The 21,621-nt window shown below is 57.7% G+C and carries 22 protein-coding genes; 17 read left to right on the top strand and 5 right to left on the bottom strand.

Going from position 1 to position 21,621, the window contains the following annotated elements; translation table 11 throughout:
- Position 1: 1 nt before the first annotated feature.
- The 10 genes from JOE56_RS00530 to JOE56_RS00485 all read left to right on the top strand — a co-directional run bounded on the left by JOE56_RS00530 (position 2) and on the right by JOE56_RS00485 (position 9,767).
- Positions 2–190, top strand: coding sequence for a ubiquitin-like protein Pup (locus tag JOE56_RS00530; protein WP_204514366.1), 189 nt, complete (start codon positions 2–4; stop codon positions 188–190).
- Complete coding sequence (gene prcB / locus JOE56_RS00525; RefSeq protein ID WP_204514365.1) at positions 187–984, top strand: proteasome subunit beta; 798 nt, start codon at positions 187–189, stop codon at positions 982–984. The genes JOE56_RS00530 and prcB overlap by 4 nt, the downstream gene beginning before the upstream one ends.
- Positions 981–1,712: a proteasome subunit alpha gene (gene prcA, locus JOE56_RS00520; RefSeq protein ID WP_204514364.1), complete on the top strand. Its 732-nt coding sequence runs from the start codon at positions 981–983 to the stop codon at positions 1,710–1,712. Before prcB ends, prcA begins: the two co-directional genes overlap by 4 nt.
- Positions 1,709–3,169, top strand: a complete 1,461-nt coding sequence (pafA, locus tag JOE56_RS00515) for a Pup--protein ligase (protein ID WP_204514363.1) — start codon at positions 1,709–1,711, stop codon at positions 3,167–3,169. Before prcA ends, pafA begins: the two co-directional genes overlap by 4 nt.
- A 23-nt stretch (positions 3,170–3,192) precedes the next feature.
- The gene (locus JOE56_RS00510; RefSeq protein WP_204514362.1) at positions 3,193–4,128 is read left to right on the top strand and encodes an FKBP-type peptidyl-prolyl cis-trans isomerase; all 936 of its coding nucleotides are present in this window, start codon (positions 3,193–3,195) and stop codon (positions 4,126–4,128) included.
- A 77-nt stretch (positions 4,129–4,205) separates the two neighbouring features.
- Positions 4,206–5,099 carry a helix-turn-helix transcriptional regulator gene (locus JOE56_RS00505; RefSeq protein ID WP_204514361.1) on the top strand — a complete coding sequence of 298 codons (894 nt, stop codon included), beginning with the start codon at positions 4,206–4,208 and terminating at the stop codon, positions 5,097–5,099.
- Complete coding sequence (locus JOE56_RS00500) at positions 5,092–5,967, top strand: WYL domain-containing protein (protein ID WP_204514360.1); 876 nt, start codon at positions 5,092–5,094, stop codon at positions 5,965–5,967. The genes JOE56_RS00505 and JOE56_RS00500 overlap by 8 nt, the downstream gene beginning before the upstream one ends.
- Before the next feature lie 24 nt (positions 5,968–5,991).
- On the top strand, positions 5,992–6,276 hold the full coding sequence (gene tatA / locus JOE56_RS00495; protein WP_239530303.1) for a Sec-independent protein translocase subunit TatA: 285 nt from the start codon (positions 5,992–5,994) through the stop codon (positions 6,274–6,276).
- A gap of 35 nt (positions 6,277–6,311) precedes the next feature.
- Positions 6,312–7,058, top strand: a complete 747-nt coding sequence (tatC, locus tag JOE56_RS00490; RefSeq protein WP_239272143.1) for a twin-arginine translocase subunit TatC — start codon at positions 6,312–6,314, stop codon at positions 7,056–7,058.
- Between the two features lie 24 nt (positions 7,059–7,082).
- Positions 7,083–9,767: a DEAD/DEAH box helicase gene (locus JOE56_RS00485; protein WP_204514359.1), complete on the top strand. Its 2,685-nt coding sequence runs from the start codon at positions 7,083–7,085 to the stop codon at positions 9,765–9,767.
- Positions 9,768–9,782: 15 nt separating this feature from the next.
- On the opposite strand, the gene secA2 is transcribed toward JOE56_RS00485, so the two are convergent.
- Together secA2 and JOE56_RS11535 are read right to left on the bottom strand one after the other, a co-directional pair.
- Complete coding sequence (gene secA2, locus JOE56_RS00480) at positions 9,783–12,035, bottom strand: accessory Sec system translocase SecA2 (protein WP_204514358.1); 2,253 nt, start codon at positions 12,033–12,035, stop codon at positions 9,783–9,785.
- Positions 12,035–13,645, bottom strand: coding sequence for a 5'-3' exonuclease H3TH domain-containing protein (locus JOE56_RS11535; protein ID WP_204514357.1), 1,611 nt, complete (start codon positions 13,643–13,645; stop codon positions 12,035–12,037). The genes secA2 and JOE56_RS11535 overlap by 1 nt, the downstream gene beginning before the upstream one ends.
- Before the next feature lie 49 nt (positions 13,646–13,694).
- On the opposite strand from JOE56_RS11535, the gene JOE56_RS00470 reads away from it, so the two are divergent.
- Together JOE56_RS00470 and JOE56_RS00465 are read left to right on the top strand one after the other, a co-directional pair.
- Positions 13,695–14,612: a metal-dependent hydrolase gene (locus JOE56_RS00470; RefSeq protein WP_204514356.1), complete on the top strand. Its 918-nt coding sequence runs from the start codon at positions 13,695–13,697 to the stop codon at positions 14,610–14,612.
- Positions 14,613–14,622: 10 nt separating this feature from the next.
- Entirely contained in the window at positions 14,623–15,375 is a 753-nt protein-coding gene (locus JOE56_RS00465; protein ID WP_204514355.1) for a glycosyltransferase, read from the top strand.
- Here JOE56_RS00465 and JOE56_RS00460 read toward each other — a convergent pair.
- Complete coding sequence (locus JOE56_RS00460; RefSeq protein WP_102237920.1) at positions 15,359–15,700, bottom strand: RNA polymerase-binding protein RbpA; 342 nt, start codon at positions 15,698–15,700, stop codon at positions 15,359–15,361. The genes JOE56_RS00465 and JOE56_RS00460 overlap by 17 nt on opposite strands.
- Positions 15,701–15,809: 109 nt before the next feature.
- On the opposite strand from JOE56_RS00460, the gene JOE56_RS00455 reads away from it, so the two are divergent.
- The 4 genes from JOE56_RS00455 to JOE56_RS00440 all read left to right on the top strand — a co-directional run bounded on the left by JOE56_RS00455 (position 15,810) and on the right by JOE56_RS00440 (position 18,560).
- A complete protein-coding gene (locus tag JOE56_RS00455) occupies positions 15,810–16,085 on the top strand; it encodes a hypothetical protein (RefSeq protein WP_102237921.1) in 276 nt (91 codons plus the stop codon).
- Positions 16,086–16,233: 148 nt separating this feature from the next.
- A complete protein-coding gene (locus tag JOE56_RS00450) occupies positions 16,234–17,046 on the top strand; it encodes a transglycosylase family protein (RefSeq protein WP_204514354.1) in 813 nt (270 codons plus the stop codon).
- A 35-nt stretch (positions 17,047–17,081) separates the two neighbouring features.
- On the top strand, positions 17,082–17,900 hold the full coding sequence (locus tag JOE56_RS11390) for a septal ring lytic transglycosylase RlpA family protein (protein ID WP_275577187.1): 819 nt from the start codon (positions 17,082–17,084) through the stop codon (positions 17,898–17,900).
- Between the two features lie 198 nt (positions 17,901–18,098).
- Complete coding sequence (locus JOE56_RS00440; RefSeq protein WP_102237924.1) at positions 18,099–18,560, top strand: Hsp20/alpha crystallin family protein; 462 nt, start codon at positions 18,099–18,101, stop codon at positions 18,558–18,560.
- A 71-nt stretch (positions 18,561–18,631) separates the two neighbouring features.
- Here the strand turns inward: JOE56_RS00440 and JOE56_RS00435 are convergent, their stop codons facing one another.
- Positions 18,632–19,360, bottom strand: coding sequence for a class I SAM-dependent methyltransferase (locus JOE56_RS00435; RefSeq protein ID WP_204514353.1), 729 nt, complete (start codon positions 19,358–19,360; stop codon positions 18,632–18,634).
- Positions 19,353–20,336, bottom strand: coding sequence for an endonuclease/exonuclease/phosphatase family protein (locus JOE56_RS00430; RefSeq protein ID WP_204514352.1), 984 nt, complete (start codon positions 20,334–20,336; stop codon positions 19,353–19,355). The genes JOE56_RS00435 and JOE56_RS00430 overlap by 8 nt, the downstream gene beginning before the upstream one ends.
- Before the next feature lie 49 nt (positions 20,337–20,385).
- On the opposite strand from JOE56_RS00430, the gene JOE56_RS00425 reads away from it, so the two are divergent.
- The gene (locus JOE56_RS00425; protein WP_239530299.1) at positions 20,386–21,618 is read left to right on the top strand and encodes an aspartate aminotransferase type Ic; all 1,233 of its coding nucleotides are present in this window, start codon (positions 20,386–20,388) and stop codon (positions 21,616–21,618) included.
- Positions 21,619–21,621: the final 3 nt, after the last annotated feature.

The following is a 21,621-nucleotide window of genomic DNA, read 5'->3' as shown; positions in this document are numbered from 1 at the left end:
GATGAGCCAATTTCAGCAACACGCCGGTGGCGGAAAAGATAACAACGACGATTCAGAAGAATTTGTTGAAGCCGGTCAGGCCCAGATCAACACGCAGGGTGTCGACGACATCCTGGACGACATCGACTCCATGTTGGAAACAAACGCCGAAGACTTTGTAAGGAACTTCGTGCAAAAGGGTGGCCAGTGAACTCAGGTTTCGACAAGCACTTTCTCGATGCGACCACTAACTCGTTTGTCGAGTTTGCAGCCCGCGTGCGTCCGCACGTGTTGCCACAGGCCACGTCGCAGGTGGTCTCGCAGCAACTCGAAGCGCCAGTAGGCACGACGATTGTCGCTTTCAAAACGGAACGTGGAGTGCTCATGGCCGGTGACCGCCGGGCCACGATGGGCAATCTGATCGCCAGCCACACCATTGAGAAAGTCCACGCTGCCGACTCGGCATCGGTCATTGGAATCGCAGGAACTGCGGGGCTTGCGCTTGAACTGATTCGACTTTTCCAGCTGGAACTCGAGCACTACGAAAAGATCGAGGGCACCCCGCTCTCGCTAGAAGGTAAAGCGAACCGGCTGGCCTCGATGTTGCGGGGCAACTTAGGCCTCGCACTGCAGGGCCTGGCAGTCGTGCCACTCTTTGCGGGCACTGTGCCAGGAACCACCTCGGGAGCGCTCTATTCCTTTGACGTCACAGGTGGGAAATACCAGGAACTCGACTTCCACTCGATCGGTTCGGGGGCCGGGTTCGCACGCGGCGCCCTGAAAAAACTGTGGAAACCACAGCTGGATGCTGAAGAAGCAGTGCGCGTCGCCGTGCAAACGCTCTACGACGCCGCCGATGACGACTCTGCCACGGGTGGCCCGGACCTGGTTCGGAAGATCGCGCCACAGGTGATGACCGTTGACGGAGACGGTGTGAACGAAGTCCCTGCCGACCATGTGCTTCAGATTGCTCGCTCAATTGTGACTGGACGGAACAACTCATGACTGCACCGTTTTACGTATCTCCTGAACAGCTGATGAAGGACCGCGCGGAGTTCGCGCGGAAGGGAATCGCCCGAGGTCGTTCGGTCATTGTGTGTCGATATGACGCTGGTATTGCGTTGGTTGCTCACAACCCGTCGTCCACATTGCACAAGATTGCGGAAATCTACGACCGCATCGCTTTCGCAGCAGTGGGCAAGTACAACGAGTTCGAAACGCTACGCCAGGCAGGCGTGCGATACGCGGACTTGCGCGGATTCTCATATGACCGTGCCGATGTCACCGCCCGCGGACTCACCAACGCGTACGCGCAGACACTAGCAAGCGTGTTCACCACCGAGTCCAAACCCTTTGAGGTTGAACTGGTGGTAGCCGAGCTGGGCGAAACTCCTGCACAGGACCGCCTCTACCGTTTGTCCTATGACGGTTCGGTCGCCGACGAAAACGACTGCGTGGTGATCGGCGGGAACGCTGAAGCCACCGCGCAACGCATTCAAGTCGCGCCAGGGCTCAAAGACCTCGACTCCACAATCAACACAGCAGTACGAGCACTGTTTGGAGAAGAAGATCCCGTTGCAGCCCACGTTGAAGCCGCAATTTTGGACCGCAACGCGCCAGGACGCAGGACCTTTGTGCGGCTCACGGAAGAGCAGGTGCGCGGGGCACTCGAATACGGTCAGTCGGCACCCGGACAAGCAGACTCTACACATGGGGAAGAGACCGGCGAATGAAACGCATTTTCGGTTTAGAAACAGAGTTCGGGATTGCATACGCACCCACAGGTGGCCGTCGCTTGGGACCGGAAGAAGTGGCCCGGTACCTGTTTAAACCTGTTGTGGCATGGGGACGATCCTCCAACGTGTTTCTCCCCAACGGCTCACGCCTGTACCTCGACGTGGGATCACACCCCGAATACGCCACCGCCGAATGCGACCGCCTCGATGACCTGATTGCGCAAGACAGCGCCGGAACGGTCATCATGCAGGACCTCTTGCGCCAGGCAAACCAGGCACTCAAAACCGACGGATACGACGGCCTTCCCCACCTGTTTAAGAACAACTCCGACTCCGCTGGAAACTCGTACGGAAGCCACGAAAACTTCCTCATCCGCAGGAATATGGACTTTGCGCACCTGACTAGTACGCTCCTACCGTTCCTTGTGGTACGACAACTCATGGTGGGCGCAGGAGCGATCATCCCACGCCAGGTCTCCACGGCCATGCCCGCTGCCCAGACAAACCGCGCCAACCCCAACGCCACACAGACTTTGGCGACTCCCACCTCGGACGTGGTCTTTGGCCTTTCCGGCCGATCCGATGTCATGTGGGAAGGGGTGTCCAGCGCGACTACGCGGTCACGCCCCATCATCAACGCGCGCGACGAACCCCACGCGGATGCCGAAAAGTACCGCCGCTTGCACGTGATCGTGGGCGATTCGTCCATGGCACAACCCACCACACTGCTCAAGGTGGGATCGGCTGCACTGATTCTGGACATGATCGAAACGGGTATGCCGTTGCGGGATCTGACGTTGTCGGACCCCATTCGCGATATCCGCGTGATCGCACGCGACCTCACCGGTACAACGCCACTGGAACTCAAAGCCGGTGGCACGCTCACGGCTGTTGAACTGCTCGAAACCTACCTGCAGGCGGCTACCACAATCGTGGACAGAGGGGACCACAGCGTGGGCGATGACCAGACTGCGCGTGCAGTGCTCGACCTGTGGAAGCGCATGCTCGAGGCGGTGCGCACGCAGGACTTCTCCCGCGTCGATACGGAGATCGACTGGGTGATCAAGAAGAAGATCCTTGACCGGTACATGTCCCGGTCCCAAGTGGAACTGAGCGACCCGCGAATTCGTAGGCTGGAGCTTGCGTATCACGACGTGACGCCGGGAGTTGGGCTGGTCCAGAAGATGGAAGCTGGCGGGCTGATTGCTCGAACCGTGGGCGACACCGAGGTTGCAACAGCGAAAGATGTGCCACCTCAGAGCACGCGCGCAAAGATTCGTGGCGCGTTTGTCGAGGCGGCCGTGGAACACCGCGTCGACTACACGGTCGACTGGGTTCACTTGCGACTCAATGCGCACGCTCAACGCGCCGTGACGTTGAGAGACCCGTTTGTTTCCACCAGCGAACACGCAGACGAACTCATCGCGTGTCTCAATGATTCTGAGCTAGCATAACTAGGGCAGAAGAGAGGAAACCAGTGAAAAAACTTGTGTGCGCGGTCGCCGTTTCGGCTCTAGTCCTGACCGGTTGTGGTGGCCAAGACGAGGACTCCAAATCACCCGATCAACAGGAACAGAAGCAGAACGGGTCGATCGACGACATCCAGGTTTCAGGCGACGCGAAGAAGAAACCAGAAGTCAAAGTCACAACTCCGTTTGCAGCCGAGAACGCACACAAGACCCTGGAACAGGGTTCTGGGAAGAAGGTCGACAAAGGCCTTCAGGTCACGGCGAACTACACACTGATTTCCGGTGAGTCTGGCGAAGAGATCGAGTCGTCGTACGATTCCAAACCGTCTGGTTTCCCAATGGACGACCAGCAGATCAACAAGAGCCTCTTCGACGCTGTCATGGGTGTTCAAGAAGGTGGCCGTGTGCTCATGGTGCAAAACGCCAGCCCAGGGGGCAACTCGCCCAACCAGACTCTCATTTACGTGTGGGACATTGTGAAGGTCGAAGAGATGCCGGAAGTCCTGTCCAAGGCTGAAGGTACCGAGAAAGACATTCCTGGCGACTTGCCTCAAGTGAAGCGCGACAAGGACGGGAAGCCGTCGATCTCTAAACCAGAAGGTGACGCTCCTCAAAAACTCACGGTCGCGCCTGCGATTGAAGGTAAAGGGCCCGAGGTCAAAGAAGGTCAGAAGGTTAGCGTTCACTACACCGGATGGTTGTGGGACGACCCCAGCAAGCCATTTGACTCAAGTTGGGATCGTGGACAACCGTTCTCCTTCACCCCAGGCGCCGGTGAAGTCATCGCCGGTTGGGACGAAGGCGTGAAGGGCCAGAAGGTCGGCTCCCAGGTTCTGTTGATTGTCCCCGCCGACAAGGGATACGGCGACGCGGGATCACCTCCCAACATCCCTGGTGGGGCCACCCTGGTGTTCGTCGTCGACATCCTGTCTGCTGTGGGCTAATGGTCTCGGCTCCAGTTCGCAGGCAGTACGAAAGGCTTCTCAACCTTCTTTTCGCACTGCGCAATACGCGGACATGGATGAGTAAGGCTCAGATTCGTGAGCACGTTGAAGGCTACGAGAACTTAAGTGACGACGCGTTCAACCGTATGTTTGAACGCGACAAGGCCACCCTGCGCGGAATGGGGATCAATATCTCTAGTACCGACTGGGGCAACCGGCCAAATGAAGACGTGGTCTACGGCTACCGCATTACAGACGAGGACTACGCGCTCGATGAGATCTCCTTCACCCCTGCCGAGGTGGAGGTCCTGCGAGCCGCGTCGGTGTGGCTCCCGCAGACGGGACCAGCGGTGCGTGCGATGACCAAGCTAACGGGCTTAGGCGAAGATCTCATTCAGCACGACGTTCCCGTTCCCGCTACCGCAACGAACACGAAGCTCACTGGCCGTTTTATCGACGCGGTTGAGGACCGCAGGCCTCAAACGTTTACGTATCGCAAGGCAGGCGGTCAACCTGAAGTCCGCACACTGTTCCCCTATGGCGTGCTCAGCCGTGGTCCGCGCGTGTACGTGGTCGGCTATGACATGGATCGCGAGGGCATCCGCGTATTCCGACTCAGTCGGATCGTTGGGAAGGTGAAACACCACCCCAAGTACCGTTCAAGCGCATATGACATTCCGTCCGACTTTTCCGCCAGCGACTATGTGCGTTCGGATCCCACAGTGCGCGTGTCTGTTGCCCTGGCCCATGGGCGTGGAGACAACCTGCGGAGTCGCGCGCATGCCGTGTCGCGCATTGACGACAGTTGGGATCGCGTGACTGTGGATGTCACAGACATGCACGAGTTCGTATCCGAAATGCTGAGTTTGGGGTCGTTCGTCACACCTCTCGAACCGCCCGAGGTCGTCCGAGCGTACGAGGATGGGTACCGCCAAACGGTGGAACGGCTAAAGGAGCTGGCTGGTGAGTAGTACGCCTCAAGTGGTGACAACGCTGATCAGCCTGGTCGCGTATATCACCAAAAAGGAAGAAGTGCCCATCGCCGAACTCGCCGCGGTTTTTGGGCTTAGCGAAAGCACGGTGCGCGACTACCTCGACGTCCTGCTTGTCAGCGGGATGCCCGACGATTATGGCGCCAAGATCGATGTGTGGGAAACCGACGGAATCGTATCCTTGAGCAATACCGAGGGCGTGGACGTTCCGGTTCGTCTGTCGAGCCTGGAAGCGCACCTTTTGCTCATGGCGTTAGAGTCCGCAGGTTCGGACACCCCCGAGGTCGCCCAGACTGTCATTGAGAAGTTGCGTGGCATTGTAGGGGAGGAAGAGTCGCGCGCGGTGAGTTTCGAACCCGCCGAGGTGTCCCCAGAGTTGCGCTTGGCAGTGGCCCACGCGCTGGAGACGGGCACTGCCCTTGCGATCGACTACTACGTCCGCAGCCGGGACGAAGTTACCACCCGCACCATCTCACCCATCGCGTTCAACTTGGACGGACAGTGGTACCTCGACGCCTTTTGCCACGACAAACAAGGCCGGCGTTCCTTCCGCGCCGACTACATTCGCACGTGGCACACCACCTCGGAACCGGCCCAAACGGGCACCGACGACCACAACAACGGGCAGCCCTGCCGCATCACTTTTACACCCGAAGGTGCGTGGCTCGCCGACGAACTGACACCTCGGGACGTGAGTTTTGACACGCACGGACCCGGAACGGTCACTGTTGACCTCACCGTGTTTTCCGCAGATTGGATCGTCCAACTGCTCATGATGCACGGGCGACACGTGTTTGCGATCGAGCCACGGGAGTATGCACGTGCCGCGCTTGAGCGTTTAGAATAGTGTGGATCCAAAATAAGGAGTGCCATGTTTTCCCAGACGCCAGCCGTCATGCTGTTGCAACTCAGTGCTCAGCACATCGTCATTCTTCTGGTCATCATTATTTTGTTGTTCGGAGCTTCCAAACTCCCGTCGCTCGCACGTAACCTGGGCAAGTCAGCCAAGATTTTCCGCGACGAAGTGAAATCAATGAACGACGACTCGAACGAAACTCCATCCGAACTTGAGTCATCTCGTTCGGAAGATTCTGTCAACAACGGTTCTCGCCCACATGCTGACTCCACCCAGTCGGCCCGTGACACCGATAAGTGAAACGTTCCAAAAACCCTGACAGAACCATGCCCCTCATGGGGCATTTTAAAGAACTACGCAATCGAATGATCGTGTCGCTCATCGCGCTCCTCATTGGAGCTGCGGTGGGCTGGTTCTTATATGACCCTGTCATTGTGCTGCTGAAGAGTCCTTTGGACGAAGTCGCGCAGTCGCAGGGACGCACAGCTGAACTCAACTTCGCGGGTATCGCCTCGCCGTTTGACCTCAAACTCAAGGTGTCCGTGTTTATCGGGTTTATTGTGACGGCTCCTGTGTGGCTATACGAGCTGTGCGCATTTGTGGTTCCAGGGCTCACAAAAAAGGAACGGCAGTACGTCTTTGGGTTTTTAGGCGCTGCCCTTCCGCTGTTTTTCGCCGGTGCGGGGCTGGCGTTCTTCGCGCTTCCACGTGCGATCCACGCGCTCGGTTCGCTCATTCCACAAGGTGCGTCATACATCGTCCCGGCACAGGACTACTTGACGTTCACCATGTTGCTCATCGTGGTGTTCGGGGTGGCCTTCGTCTTGCCCGTGATCCTGGTGGGTCTGAACTTCATCGGGGTGCTCAGCGCACGAACAGTTCGCCACTCGTGGCGATGGGTCATCATGCTGGTCGCCACTTTCGCCGCCATTGCAACGCCGTCACCCGACGCTATTTCCATGTTCTACCTGATGGTGCCCATGCTGTTCATGTTCTTCCTGGCATGGGGCGTGTGCGCAATCAACGACAAACGGCGCAAACGCAAAATGATTGCCCAGGGCACGTGGGTCGAAGAGGACTAACGCCCTGTCGGTTAGAGTGAGCATATGGACCAGCCCACTCCAGCCCAAGCTTATGCGCAGTTCCAAGCTAAAAAAGGAACCATGACCGGTCCTCTCGCAGAGTTTCGTAACGAGCTGTCGTTTGAGCTTGACGACTTTCAGCTCCAGGCCTGTTCCGCCCTCAGCGATGGGCGCTCTGTTTTGGTTGCAGCCCCAACCGGTGCCGGAAAAACCATTGTCGCCCAGTTTGCGGTCAAGCTTGCCGTAAGCCGTGGCGTGCGCGTTTTCTACACCGCACCCGTTAAGGCGCTGTCGAATCAGAAGTTCAACGAACTGTGCGATGCGTACGGTGAAGAGTCAGTGGGCTTGCTGACCGGTGACGTGTCGATCCGCCGGGACGCTCAGATCATGGTGATGACCACCGAGGTGTTGCGCAACATGATCTATTCGGGCACCGATTTAAGCGACCTGGGGTTTGTGGTTTTGGACGAGGTCCACTACCTGGGCGACCGTTTCCGGGGGCCCGTGTGGGAAGAAGTGATTATCCACCTGCCCATCCACGTGCTGTTGGTGAGCTTGTCCGCAACCGTGTCCAACGCTGAAGAGTTTGGGGCATGGCTGGCAGAAGTGCGCGGGTCAACAGACGTGATCGTGTCCGAACACCGACCCGTGCCACTGCACAATCACGCGTGTGTGGGAACGGATATCTTTCCGTTGTTTGCGCCTCGCGGTTTTAACGTGAATAAAGAGTTGGAGCGCTATGTGCGCCGGTTCCAGCCGTCCCCGGGTAACCGCCGCCGAGGTCGTTATTTCTCCCGCTTCCGTCGCCCTGCGAGAAGTAGCGTGATTGAAGCTTTGGGCAGTGAGAATTTGCTTCCCGCGATCTTCTTTATCTTTTCCCGCAACGGGTGTGACGATGCACTCGATCAGTGTTTAGCCGGGGGAGTGGACCTCACCTCGAGCCGGGAGAAGCAGGAGATTGCGCTACGGCTGGATGACTTGAGCGAAGAGCTTCCTGCGGAAGACTTAGGCGTTCTGGGATTTCACAATTTCTCCGCCGGCCTCATGCAGGGTATTGGGGTTCACCACGCTGGGTTGATTCCCCAGTTCAAAGAGGTTGTTGAGGAGCTGTTCGTCCGCGGGCTTCTGAGGGTGGTGTTTGCCACCGAGACGCTTGCGTTGGGCATCAACATGCCTGCCCGCACAGTGGTGTTAGAGAAGCTCACAAAGTTCAACGGAGAATCCCATGTGCAGATCACGCCGGGGGAGTACACGCAGCTGACCGGGCGTGCGGGGCGCCGTGGGATCGACGTTGAAGGACACGCAGTCACTGTGTGGAATCCGCAGATTGAGCTCGCCGATATTGCGGCTCTTGCGTCCAAGCGCACGTACGCGCTCAAGAGCCAGTTCACTCCCACGTACAACATGGCTGCGAACCTGCTCGCACGCATGACAAGTGAAGATGCGAAAAAGGTTCTTGAGACATCCTTTGCCCAGTACCAGGCTGACGCCGCAGTTGTGGGGCTGGCCCGGAAGGTGAGATCGAAAGAAGAGACGCTCGCTGGTTACGAGTCTGCAATGGAGTGTTCCTACGGTGACTTCTCAGAGTACGCGGGGTTGCGGAGGACGATTGCGCAGTTAGAGAAGCGTGCCAGCAACCAGCGCAGTAAACTGCGTCAGCGCGATGTGATTGAATCGCTCTCGCACTTAAGCGTGGGAGACACGATCTTCATTCCGAGCCGACGCGGTTTTGGCGCGTGCGTCGTTTTGCAAGCACTCCGCAACGACGACCACGGGGTGCGCTTGCCGACAGTTCTGACGGAATCGGGGAAAGTGTGGCACCTGCGACCTCACGAAGTGACCGAACCAGCGGTGAAACTGGGGCGTATTAAGCTTCCCAAGAAGTTCAACCACAGGGTGGTCGCTCACCGAAGGCAAGTACAAGCCATTGTGGAAACGGCCCTGGACGAAGGACGCTTGAAGGACCCCGCAGCGGTTCCGCGGTCCAAGCACAAAGCACCAACAGTCGGTCAAGATGAAATCCAACTCGTTCGCCAGCAGCTACGCGACCACCCGTGCCACGAGTGCCCGGATCGTGAAACCCACGCACGGTGGGCAGAACGCGCTGCCAAAGTAGAAAAAGAACTGTCGAGTCTCACACACCAAATTGAGGGCCGCACATCGTCGATCGCCCACGTGTTTGACCGCGTGTGCAATGTTCTTGTCACGCTGAAGTTCCTGCCAGACGACTCGTGGATTCTGCGTAGAATCTATGGCGAGCGCGATCTCCTCACCGCGATGTCGGTACGTGCCGGCATATGGGACCGTCTCACCGAACCCGAGGTCGCCGCTCTGGCATCGAGCCTGGTGTATCAGGCACGCCGAGAAGAGGGTGGAGTTCCGCGTCTGCCGTCAAAGCAGTTGCAAGAGGCGTTTGGTGAGCTACAACAGCTGTGGAGCCAACTGTTTCACATCGAAACTGATTCGCGTCTTCCCATTACGCCCGAACCCGAACCGGGAATGATGAAGGCCATCTTCGCGTGGACCGAAGGCAAAACACTCAGCAGCGCAATGGGAAGTGCCGAGTTTTCCGCTGGTGACTTTGTGCGGTGGGCAAAACAGACGTTGGACCTGTTGGGCCAAGTGGAAAACGTGGTCGAACCAGGCACTGCCAAAGTCATCAAACGCGCTGCTATGTCGATCCGACGCGGTGTCGTCCTCGACAGCTAAGTGAACAGCGCAGTTCTACTTGCGCACGCGCTTAACGATGTTTTCGACATCGGAACCGAACGTCGATTCGGCTGCCAAGTAGGTCCACGTGGACGACGGGCGCTTCAAACCGTACGTGTCCAGGTCCACACCTTGTTTGGTGATCGTGACGTCGTTGAGAACCTCAACCGATCCGTCGACGACGTCGTCCCAGAACGACGAGAACACGCGCACGGATTCTGAGTTGAACGCTTCGTGCGGTTTCTCGCGCGCCAGAGTGCGCAAGTGGATACCTTCACGTAGGTCATTCAGGTACGCCAAGTGGTCGACCCAACGCTCATCGATCTTAAACAGCAACACCGAGGTGATTGCTTGGTCCACAATGGCGTCATCGAGATCTGAATGGCGCTTCGTGAATTCCTCATCAAGGCATTCCTTCACTTCGTCAACACCGTGGCCTTCGCGAACCTTGACACGTCGCTGAAGAACGAGCTGGCGCTGTTTTGCCATGAGCTCGTTGAAACGCCACGTGTCACGGTGGATCGCGGTGTTCTCACCTTCGGCAATGCGCTGTGCGTGCTCGACCATTTGTGCTGCGCGCTTGGAGTCGATAAAACCAGTTTCATCACCGTCTTCTACGAACCTCTGAGCGTCCGGAACCCGGTCCAACAGGCTGTCCTCAAGGGAGGTGAAGAACACCGAGGTGCCGGGGTCACCCTGACGGCCGGCACGACCTCGGAGCTGGTCATCCAGACGCGAGGACGGGTACCGTCCGGCGCCGATCACCAAAAGCCCACCCAGGTCAGCGACTTCTTCATCAGCCAAGCGAATATCGGTACCGCGCCCAGCCATCTGCGTAGACACGGTGACAGCGCCTTTTGCACCAGCCCGCGAAATAATCTCGGCTTCGCGCGAATCGTCCTTCGCGTTGAGGACCTCAGCGTCGATTCCGCGCGCCTTGAGCCGCGACGCCAAACTTTCGGATTCTGCAACCGACCGGGTACCGATCAAAATGGGGCGACCCCTCTTGTGCTGGTCCAGAACCTCGTCAACGATCGCGCGTTCCTTCGACTCTTGGAACGTGTACAGACGATCAGGCTCATCTTCACGCACCGTTGGAACGTTCGGCTCAATCGCTGCGATCTCCAAGTCGTAGAACTCGCGCAAATCATCGCCCACAGCAAGGGCCGTACCGGTCATGCCACACACCGTGGGGTAGCCGTGAATCATCTCTTCAACGGTCATCTGGTCTAAGATTTCGCCGGACTCACTGGTTTCAAGCTTTTCTTTTGCTTCGACCGCGGCTTGCAGGCCGTCGGGCCACCGTTGGAGCTGCGCGACGCGTCCACGCGAGTCCGAAATGAGTTTCACCGCACCGTCGACAATGAGATAGTCGACGTCTCGGTGAACCAGGGCCTGTGCATACAGTGCCAGGTTGATCGCTGCGAGGGTGTCGGCGTCTTCACCGAACAGTTCAACGTCGAGTGTCTTTTCTGCAAGATCGACACCCTCATCGGTGAGCGAAACAGCCTTGTGGTCCGAGCTCACCTCGTAGTGCACACCATCTTCAAGCTTCTCCACGAACCGGGCAATCTGGAAGTTCGCCTCCTCGACGTTCGTGGACCCAGCCAGAACCAGGGGAACTCGCGCTTCGTCGATGAGAACCGAATCGGCTTCGTCAACAATGACAACATCCCGCGGTGGTACCCGGGTATCCGCGTCATCTTCGACGAACCTGTCGCGCAACAGATCAAAGCCGATTTCTTGCACGGAACCGTAAACGACCTCGGCGCTGTACGCCTCCCTGCGGGTGGCGTCGTCATCAGATTCCTGGATGGAGGACACGCTCACGCCTAAGAGTTCGAACAGCGGACGCATCCACTCAGCGTCACGGGCCGCCAGGTAGTCATTCACACTCACCACGTGGACGTAACGTCCCTGCAGGGCGTAACCGGCCGCCGCCATGGCACCCACCAAGGTCTTACCTTCACCGGTGATCATCTGGACCACCATGCCGTCCAGAAGCGCCACCAGACCACGGAGCTGCACGTCATACGGACGCTGTTCAAGGGTCTTCTGGGCAGCCACCCGAACCAGGGCCGCGAACTTCGTGAACTGTTCGCGCTTGTCACCGGTTTCAAAGATCTTGGCAGCCGTGGACGGGAACTCGGAGTCTTTGAGGTCTTCGTAGTCCGCCTCGGGCAAATCCTTGAGGACCTTTTCAAACCAGCCAATACGCTTCTTGGCTTGCGAACCGGGTTTGTTGACGAGTTTGTCGAAAAGTCCCATCAGCGTTCTCCTCGGGTTAGAAAGGGCCACTCATGATCAACGACCGCGTTGGGGTCACGTCGAGTCCGAAGATATTCTTGCAGACGCGCCGCCTGTTCGCGTTTCCAGTCCTTTTGTGCGTGGTGAATCTGTTCTGCACTCAGTTGGGCGATATCGGGGAACGCATCGGCGATCGCCAAAGCCACCAAGCCCGAGGCGCGGGCGTCGGCCGTTGCGTCGTGCGCGTTGTCTAAGGAAATGCCCCAGCGCTTACACACGGCGTCCAACGTCCGGGGTCCCTTGCGATACGGTTCGGCCTGTTTGTCGATGACCAGAGTGTCGATGACGAAGAAGCCTGGGATGCGCAGGCCCTGCTGTGCGCATTCGCGGGCGAAAATCGTCAGGTCGTACGGCGCGTTGTGGGCAACGATGCACGCAGGTGTGCGTTCCGAGACGACAGCGTGCATGTGTGCAATTGCTTGTGCCCGTGGCGTGCCGTGGGCGCGGGCAAATTCGGTGGTGATCCCGTGGACGGCTGTTGCTTCCGCCGGAATGTCGTCTTCCGGGTAGACCAGCCATTCCCAGGTTTCGTTAGTGCGCATGTCGATGAGAGCCGCGCTGACGATGTGTGCCGTGTGGGGGTCGCGACCCGTGGTTTCTAAGTCGAACGCGAAAAGGGGTTCGTCTGCCCAGGACGTTGGCGGTGACGTTTGTGGTGTGTGGGACGTGAAGGTTTCTGTGAGTCGGCTGATTGATCGTTCAACCCCGTAGCGCTGGGCGAATGCGTCAAGACCGGCAACGTTTGGGGTGATTGTGGCGGAGGACTCGATCAGGTTACTCACGTCTAGATCGGTGAGGACGGTCATGACCTGTACGTTTTTGCGCACCGCGTGTTCGGCTGCGAGCAGGTTGTCTCTGCGTTTAGGTGACAGGCCGTGGTCCTTGACTCCGCGTTTCGCGGCGTCAAAAACATTGTCGAGGCTGCCATACCCGGCCAGTAGTTTTGCCGCGGTTTTTTCGCCGATTCCTTGCGCCCCGGATAAACCATCGGACGGGTCGCCACGCAGAGCCGCAAGCTCCCGGTACCGTTCTCCGGTGGGAATTCCGTAGAGGTCTGGGAGGTCGTGGACTGTGGTTTCTTCCCATTGCCCCCGCGGCCGAGGTCGTAGCAGGGTGATCTGCTTGTCAGGGCTGAGAAGTGATAAGAGGTCCCGGTCGGGGGAGACGACGGTGATGGGGCCGTCCCACTGGTGAACGACGGATCCGATCACGTCGTCGGCTTCCGTGTCCTCAATGTGCCCTACGGGGAGACCTAAGAGTGTGCAGGCTTCGTAGATGAGCGGAATTTGGGGAATGAGATCGTCGGGAGTCTCGGTGCCGGGTTTGTCTTCGCGTTCCCGGTGCGCCTTATATTCGGGAACGATTCTTGTGCGGAAGCTGGGTCTCCATGCGGCGTCACTCGCTGCGATGATCCGCGTTGTGCTGAGTCGACTTGCCAGTGTCGCAATGGCGTCGAGCGTGCCCCGGAGCGCATTCACGGGCGTTCCGTCGGCGCTCGTCAGTGAGCTGGGGACGGAATAGAACGCACGGTAGTAAAGCGCGGGCATGTCGATGATTACTAGGCCGGTCACGCACTAAACCCTACATGTGAACGCCTGAAAGTGCGTTAATGTGTGGCCCGTGAGTGAAACTTTATTTGGTGGAGACGTATATTCGACTGCAGACCCGTTTGCAACAGCGATCACGTACGACGGTGACACTGTTGTGTGGGTGGGATCCGATGAGGCGGTGAGTTCCGGAACTTCGCTCGATGGCGATTTCGTGGCTCCTGGCTTCGTCGACGCTGCTCTAGATCTACGCAGTGGAGACGGTTACGACTATCTGTCCTGTGGAGTTACGAGCGTCCACGTGATCGGAACACAGGAACAGTGCGACGCAGTGACAGGCCCACACGTCGTGGCCTATCCCACCGACGTGCGTGAAGGTCGTCGAGCCATCCAGGTCGATGCGGCCCGCGATTCCAACACTCTGACTGGTCCTGTTTTCATTCTGGCCGACACAGCCGATGAGCTCGCAGAGCTCGAAAAGTTGGTAAGCGACCCCGCCTGGAAAACTGCCGCCCAACGCGCTGGGGTGCGCGTGCTGATCGCGTGTGACACCCAGGTGGACCCCGAGGTGTGGGGCACCTCTGGTCTTGCCCTGACAGTGAACCCGCATCATCCACGCGACTTGCATGCTCTGTTCAACGCAGGTGCTCAAGTGAGCTTTTCGCTGGCCGGGAAGCCGTGGGAGGCCGTGCGAGCAGGTGTTGAAAACGGCCTATCGGCACGCGCGGCGTTTAACGCGTCTACGCGGTTCGGGTTCCGGGCGCTGGGGCAGTTTGACGGTGGCGTTCTTGCGCCGGGAAGTGCTGTCGACATGGTTCGGTGGTCAGCAACCTCGCTTGTGGTCCAGGTGGCCGATCCCAGGGTAGCCGCGTGGAGCACGGACCCACGGTCGGGAACGCCAGGCCTGCCTGATTTGGGGGCAACTTTGCCTCATGCGCGAACAACATGGGTAGGCGGCCGTTCTTACGACGCAACGCCTAAGTCCGTGTAGCATTGCAGGAGTGAAAACACTAGTCGTCATCCCCACGTACAACGAGCGTGAATCGTTACCCATCACCATTGAGACGATCCGCAAGTACAACACCGTCGACATCCTGGTTGTCGACGACGGTTCTCCTGATGGCACAGGGGAGTGGGTGAAGCAGTCGCCTGACTATGGCTCGACACTGTTCTTGCTCCAACGCACAGAAAAGAACGGCCTGGGTCCGGCGTACATTGCGGGCTTCACATGGGCGCTTGAGCGCGACTATGACGCCATTTGTGAAATGGACGCCGACGGGTCACACCGCGGTCGTGATTTGCCACAGCTGTTGGCACAAGTGGGGCGTGGCGCAGACTTGGCTATCGGATCACGCTGGATCCCTGGGGGAGCGGTGGTCAATTGGCCACGTAACCGCCACTTCTTGTCGCGCGGCGCAAACGTTTATGTCAACGTTGCTTTAGGCCTGGGTGTTCACGACGCAACAGCAGGATTCCGTGCGTTCAAACGCGAGGTACTCGAAACAATCGATCTTTCGCAGGTTGAGTCGGCGGGTTACTGCTTCCAGATCGACATGACCATGCGCGTTGCACTGGCCGGCTTCTCGATCGTTGAAGTCCCGATCACCTTTGTCGAACGTGAGCTAGGTGAGTCGAAGATGGACGGGAACATCATAAAAGAAGCCTTCACCCGAGTAGCGGAATGGGGCGTCGCCCGTCGCACTTCTCAGGTGAAGGCTCTTGTCAGTCGTCTGTCGGCTAAATCTCCGGAGTAGCCTCACCGCGACGAATCGCCAAGCGTTCGTCCAGAAGAACCTGCAGTTCCTCGAAGCTACGGCGTTCCAGAAGCATGTCCCAGTGGGTACGTGCAGCCTTTTCTGGTTCTTCGTCTGGTTCTTCACCGCCACTGCGAACACCAATTCCGTGAGCGCCTGAGTCCCACGTAGCGGGTACTTCAGCATCGACTGAGAAGGGAACGGTGAACCTGTGCCCGTCCTCGCATACGTACTCGACGTGCTGGCGGGGTGCCGGCTCAACACCGACTTCAGACTCTAACGATCGAGATCCCAGCTGTGTACCGCGCAAGCTACGTTCGCTCATCGAGATCCTTTCAAAAGTAGCGGAAGGGAATGTAACCACAACATCGTACCGTGGCCATTTATTCCCTGTACATATTGACCCTGCCGGAGCCTGCACACAGAATAGAACTATGACGAATGCGACTCAGCCAGAAGTTCAGGACGCCACCTCGCGCACGCTACGTGAACGTGTAGCCAACACCGCGCACGCTACCCGTGTCCGCATGAGTAACGTACGGCCCGCCGAGGTTGTTGACAGTTCGGAAGAGCGCCTAAATGAAGGCGTGGAGTATGTGCGAGAAGCACTGCACAACGGTGTTGATTTCTTGTCTCACCTCACAACGACTGGCGTGACGAAAGGTGCCGACTTCACGCGCAGGGGAGTGGAGTTCTTCTCCCGTAAGTAGTGATTGAGGTCGCGCGCACGCGTATGTGTGTGGAACAGCCCACTGAAGTCAACGCATCTCACATCCCCGTAGCTTGATAAAGTAACGGTTCGTTATATATGCTTTACAACTGTCACGGAATGGTAACGGGATTGTAAAGGCATCACGTATGGGCAAGCACACTTCTTCGCGTACACAGGGATCTGTTCTTGACCTCTTTTCTCGTACCAAGAAAAAGGGTCGTCACGCACAATCTAAAAAGCTGTCAGCTTCGACGGTTCTGAGTTCGGGTCGACGCGCACCAGTCATGGCGGCAATCGCCGTGCCAACCGTCGCAATTATTGCGGTCGGTGTCGCTGGAGTTGTCGGAGCACCCCAAAGTGGAGACACCTCGGCAGAAGCCTTCACACAACCCGAAACCATCAGCGTTGAGCAACCAGAATCGGGTGTCAATCACCACGAGGATGACTTTCAGCAGGCCCAAGAGCAGGCGCGTAATGTCGCGGCTGTTGGCAACGCTTCAGTGACAATGCCTGAAACGTCGACGGACGAATCTTCTTCGTCCGAGTCGTCCTCCTCATCTTCATCCTCGTCAACCTCTGGTTCGTCATCGAGTGGTTCGAGCTCGTCAAAGAAGGGCTCAAAGAAGAAGAGCTCGTCGAAGTCGGGGGAGTCCTCCGATGCGAGCGCCGGTGACGCTAGTGGCGATTATTCTTCCCCAATGTCCACGGCAGAAATCAAGGCCATGTTGGGTGGGCCTGGATCGCGCTGGTACAAGATTGCCAAGTGCGAATCCACCTTTAACCCACGTGCTATCAACAAGGCCAACCGTGCGCACTTTGGTCTGTTCCAGTTCAAGCTGGCGACCTGGCGCTCAGTTGGAGGCAAGGGCAACCCAATCGACGCCCACCCGCGCGAACAGTTCAAGCGCGCAAAAATTCTGCAAGCAAAAGCTGGCTGGGGCCAGTGGTCCTGCGCTTAATGTGAGCGCGGTATCAGGAGTATTAAGGAACGTTTATGGGTAAGCATTCTGCGTCAAAGCCAGCGACTCGCGGGTCGCTTAAGGATTTGTTTGGTCGCCGGAAAGCCTCGGCGGGACGCCACGGTGAACCTGTATCGGCTGCGGGAGTTCTTGCTTCCGGCCGTCGTGCGCCAGTGATGGCAGCTATTGCGATTCCTACCGCAGCGATCGCCACAATTGCGGTAGCCGGTGTTGTCAACAACGGTCAGGGGGAGTCGAACGCTGACGTCGAAGCACAGGCTAATGCTCATGACTACTATGAGCCTGATTTCGCTCTGCCACAGGGCGAATCGGAGCAGGTAGCCGAAGTCAAGAAGCACGAAGAAGAAGCCAAGAAGCAGAACAAGGCCTCGAAGGCATCGGTCAAGATGGACGCTCCAAAGGAAGAACCTGAGGAGTCGGCGTCGGGTTCGTCTAGCTCTGCGGGTTCATCAAGCTCGTCGAAGTCCTCGAAGTCTTCCGGTGGGAAGGGTACTTCGGCTGACGACTCGAATAAGCCGCACAACAAGAAGGCTTCTGGCCAAGGCGGAACGTGCAAGGCGTCCATGTACGGCAACGGAGATGGCACGCATGGCGGACCAACGGCGAGCGGTGAACGCTTCAATGCAAACGCTATGACCGCGGCGCACAAGACACTTCCCATGAATAGCCGTGTAAAGGTCACCAATAAGGCAAACGGCAAAACGACCGTTGTTCGCATCAACGACCGCGGTCCGTACATCGGTGGACGTTGCCTGGACCTGTCCGTAGCGGCTATGAAGGCCGTGGGCGGATATAGCAGTGGTGTTATTTCAGTTTCGTACGAAGTTCTCTAAGGCGACTGACCGCGGCTGGCTAAGCGCAACTATGGGCTATTAGCCGATAATATACATTATGTTAAGTAGAGTTGAGTGGGGCTCACCTTCGGGTGGGCCCCACTATTTTGCATAGATTTAACGTGCGAACGGAATTTTTCTAAAGTTGAGTGCGTTAGGCTCAATGTACAGAGTTCATTACAAGGAAGGTGATCTTCTATGGCTACTCGTTTTGACCCTATCCGTGACATCGACCGCTTCATCTCTGAAGTCACTCGATCCAACTCCACCACACTCCCCATGGACCTGTTCCGTGACGGAGAGAACTACGTGGCACGCATCGACATGCCAGGTGTTCGCCCAGAAAGCATCGACGTTGACGTTGAAGACCGCACCCTGACGGTCCGCGCTGAACGTGAAGTTGAAGCTGGTGAAGGTGTCGAGTGGCTCACCCGCGAACGTCCAACCGGAACCGCGGCACGTCAGCTGACTCTGGGCAACCGGATCGCCGTTGACCGCATTGTTGCTGACTTCAGCGACGGTGTTCTCACACTCACGATCCCAGTGTCAGAAGAAGCCAAGCCACGCAAGATTTCCATCTCCCACAGCGGGAACACCACCTCGGCGCCCACCGAGCCAAACAACACGCCACTGGCAGGCTCCTCCAACACTGAGGCCTAAAGAAAGCCTGGCTCACAGCTAAAGAGCCGTAAGTAAAAGGTCAGGCAGGGACACTCTCCTTGCCTGACCTTTTATGCATTTAACCTCGCCACATAGGTGAGGCACACGTACGGCAGCTGCAAGGTCTCCCCCATGGGATTTTCATTCAACAGATAGTCTCGAAGATTGTTCACGATTCTGTCTCGCTGCTGTTGCCCCGAACGCAACCAATACGAACGCGTCGACGCCAGCCCCACCAGATCGTCAAACGTGAGCTTCTGTGAAAACGTGCTCACATGCGCCTCAATCTCGCCAAACGCATCACCCAGGTTAGGCCGCCACTCCGGTCGGTACACATCGCCAGCGTGAATGATGCGTGCGATCCGCATGACCCACTCGTGTGACACGTCTAGCTGGTTGATCAGAATTGCCACTACTCCCCCAGGTGTTAGAACCCTGGCGCATTCCGTGACGGCTACCTGTGCGTCGACCCAGTGCCATGACTGCGCAAACGTCACCAAATCGACGCTGCCCGCGGGTAAAGGAATGTTTTCGGCGGTCCCCACCAAAGAGCGGCACGGGTTATGTTTCAGGGCCGAGGTGTCCGGATCGACCGCGGTGACGTCCAGCCCGCGGTCGCGCAAGGCGACGCTGAGTTTTCCAGTTCCCGCGCCGATATCGGCGACCCGTGGGCCAAGTGCGGCGTGTACACAGATATCCAACGCTTCTCTGGGGTATCCGGGCCGAAAACGCTCATACGCTTGCGGAGACTGACCAAAGTGACGCCCATGAAGGCGGTTACTGATCTTGGGCTCAACCATCAGCGTCCTGAAACGCGTACGAAAACTCGAGACCGCGGTGATCGCTCCCGTCGATCACGAACATTTCACCCTTGTACGGTGTGAGCAACTCGGGGTTATACAGGTGGTGATCGATGCGCGCACCAAGCATACTCGACCACTTGGATGGCCAACTCCCTCGGGCACCCATATTGAGTTCTTCGGCTGAGTCTGAGCACCTGCCAGTGCGCATCAGTGGCGAATCCGTTGTCGCGTTGAAGTCACCAGCAATCAAGGTGGCACGCTCACAAATATCACGCTCTGTCTTGACGCTGTGTGCCCAATTGCGCTGTTCGACCGCACTTTGGACAGGAGCATGAGCGTGGATGGAATAGAACTCGCCGAGTGAGGTGCGTACACCAGCCGTAGCAAACGGGAGCGAGTGCGCGTCGATGACCTCCGGCTCTAGGTCGTGCTTGACCATGACCAGAGAATCAGCGTCTGTGGGTGAGGCAGTGGGCGTCTCGGGTGTGACCAGATATGCATCCGACAGCCCGAACTTCTCAAGCTTGTCCTCAACTGTCGTGTGAGCGGCCTCTTGCAACGTGACGATATCTGCGTCAGTGTCGCTAATCCGCTTAAACAACCTGTCGTACGAATCGTTGCCGATTAGAACGTTCGCACTTACCACGGTGAGTTTGTCGCTGGAGGGGGCCGCCACCTCGGCGGAATTACGCAAACCTTTTGACGCCCACTGGACGCCAACGATGCCCGTAAACAGCGCTACTACAACCAGCATGGCAAGCAGCATGGGCGACCGCCAGAACGCCCACAGAAGAAAACCCAGCATCGTAGCGCCACCCACAACGGCAAGCGCAAAAGGTCGCATGGCAGTAAAGTGAACGAAACCAGTGACGGTGTGAAGGCTGAAAACTTCGGGGAAGAAACAGAGCACGCTGATCAGGACCCCAAAGCCAGCACCGAAAATCACTGAGGGGCGTCGTAACGCATCAAGCATGATGCTTAGGATAGTGAATATAGAGCATCACGAAAGTCAGGGTTTTTTCATGGAGAATCTCGCACACGCCCAAAAAGAGTACACGGCGTTCAAAGAACGTGGCCTGTCACTCGACATTACACGCGGAAAGCCATCGGTCGAACAGCTTGACCTCTCTGCTGATTTGCTGACGAACGTCACCAACGAAACCGCTACGGCTGCCGATGGCACCGACACGCGCAACTACGGTGGATTGAAGGGTTTGACCGAACTCCGTGAGATCTTCTCCCCCCTTCTACAGGTGCCCACGCAACAGCTGTTCGCGCAGGGCAATTCGTCGCTGGTGCTCATGAGTCAAGTCCTGCAGTTCCACCTACTGCACGACTCACCAGACGGCACCGCATGGGCCGGGAAGAAGCGCGCGATCCTATGTCCTGTTCCGGGCTATGACCGTCACTTTGGTCTGGCTGAAAGCCTGGGATTTGAACTGATTCCCATTGAGATGGACGACGAAGGGCCTGTGCTCGAGCAGGTTGCTGAATACGCTTCCCGCGATGACGTGAAAGGCATGTGGGTCGTCCCCGCATATTCGAACCCCACCGGCATCAATGTGTCGCCTGAACGCGCTCAAGCGTTGGCTGAGATGCCAGCGTCGGCTGACTTCAAACTCTTCTGGGACAACGCTTACGCGCTCCACCACTTGGATGATAACAACCAAGCGCCTGTTCTGGACATCCTGGATGTGTGCAGCAAGGCCGGCAACCCCAACCGCGTGTGGATCTTTGCCTCGACTTCTAAGGTCACTCAGGCAGGCGCGGGCGTGGCGTTTATTGGCTCGTCACAGCAGAACATGGAGTGGTATGAATCGTGCCTCTCCCCCACATGCATTGGGCCCGATAAAATCAACCACCTTCGTCACGCACGGTTCTTCCGTAGCGCTGACGGTGTGCGCGCCCACATGCAGGCGCATGCGGCGATTCTCCAGCCCAAGTTTGAGCTGGTAGAAAAGGTGCTGGACCGTGATCTGGGCAGTATTGAGGGAGTTTCGTGGACACAGCCCCACGGTGGCTACTTCATTACGCTCACGGTGCCGCACGGGACCGCTAGCCGAATCGTCGAACTCGCCGCGCAGGCTGGGGTCAAACTCACGCCAGCGGGGTCCACGCACCCATACGGTGAGGACCCCACTGACTCAATTATTCGCCTTGCGCCTTCGATGCCCACGCTCGAAGAGCTCGAAGTAGCCATTGAGGGGCTGGTTGCGTGCGTTCGAGCGGCCGTGGCAGAACGCACCGAAGGGTAGAGC

Origin of the sequence: Brevibacterium paucivorans (assembly GCF_016907735.1) — a bacterium.
Taxonomy (GTDB): domain Bacteria; phylum Actinomycetota; class Actinomycetes; order Actinomycetales; family Brevibacteriaceae; genus Brevibacterium; species Brevibacterium paucivorans.
The sequence above is the reverse complement of the archived record's forward strand: the minus strand, read 5'-3'. Positions and strand labels throughout refer to the sequence as shown.

What these genes read in the sequence shown, in the direction of transcription:
- tatA (WP_239530303.1), top strand. Translation starts at nt 5,992, where the DNA reads ATGTTTTCCCAGACGCCAGCCGTCATGCTGTTGCAACTCAGTGCTCAG.
- JOE56_RS00435 (WP_204514353.1), bottom strand. Translation starts at nt 19,360, where the DNA reads ATGGTTGAGCCCAAGATCAGTAACCGCCTTCATGGGCGTCACTTTGGT.
- secA2 (WP_204514358.1), bottom strand. Translation starts at nt 12,035, where the DNA reads ATGGGACTTTTCGACAAACTCGTCAACAAACCCGGTTCGCAAGCCAAG.
- JOE56_RS00430 (WP_204514352.1), bottom strand. Translation starts at nt 20,336, where the DNA reads ATGCTTGATGCGTTACGACGCCCCTCAGTGATTTTCGGTGCTGGCTTT.
- JOE56_RS00425 (WP_239530299.1), top strand. Translation starts at nt 20,386, where the DNA reads ATGGAGAATCTCGCACACGCCCAAAAAGAGTACACGGCGTTCAAAGAA.
- prcA (WP_204514364.1), top strand. Translation starts at nt 981, where the DNA reads ATGACTGCACCGTTTTACGTATCTCCTGAACAGCTGATGAAGGACCGC.
- tatC (WP_239272143.1), top strand. Translation starts at nt 6,312, where the DNA reads ATGGGGCATTTTAAAGAACTACGCAATCGAATGATCGTGTCGCTCATC.
- JOE56_RS00460 (WP_102237920.1), bottom strand. Translation starts at nt 15,700, where the DNA reads ATGAGCGAACGTAGCTTGCGCGGTACACAGCTGGGATCTCGATCGTTA.
- JOE56_RS00505 (WP_204514361.1), top strand. Translation starts at nt 4,206, where the DNA reads ATGAGTAAGGCTCAGATTCGTGAGCACGTTGAAGGCTACGAGAACTTA.
- JOE56_RS00455 (WP_102237921.1), top strand. Translation starts at nt 15,810, where the DNA reads ATGACGAATGCGACTCAGCCAGAAGTTCAGGACGCCACCTCGCGCACG.
- JOE56_RS00450 (WP_204514354.1), top strand. Translation starts at nt 16,234, where the DNA reads ATGGGCAAGCACACTTCTTCGCGTACACAGGGATCTGTTCTTGACCTC.
- JOE56_RS00530 (WP_204514366.1), top strand. Translation starts at nt 2, where the DNA reads ATGAGCCAATTTCAGCAACACGCCGGTGGCGGAAAAGATAACAACGAC.
- JOE56_RS00485 (WP_204514359.1), top strand. Translation starts at nt 7,083, where the DNA reads ATGGACCAGCCCACTCCAGCCCAAGCTTATGCGCAGTTCCAAGCTAAA.
- JOE56_RS00440 (WP_102237924.1), top strand. Translation starts at nt 18,099, where the DNA reads ATGGCTACTCGTTTTGACCCTATCCGTGACATCGACCGCTTCATCTCT.
- JOE56_RS11390 (WP_275577187.1), top strand. Translation starts at nt 17,082, where the DNA reads ATGGGTAAGCATTCTGCGTCAAAGCCAGCGACTCGCGGGTCGCTTAAG.
- pafA (WP_204514363.1), top strand. Translation starts at nt 1,709, where the DNA reads ATGAAACGCATTTTCGGTTTAGAAACAGAGTTCGGGATTGCATACGCA.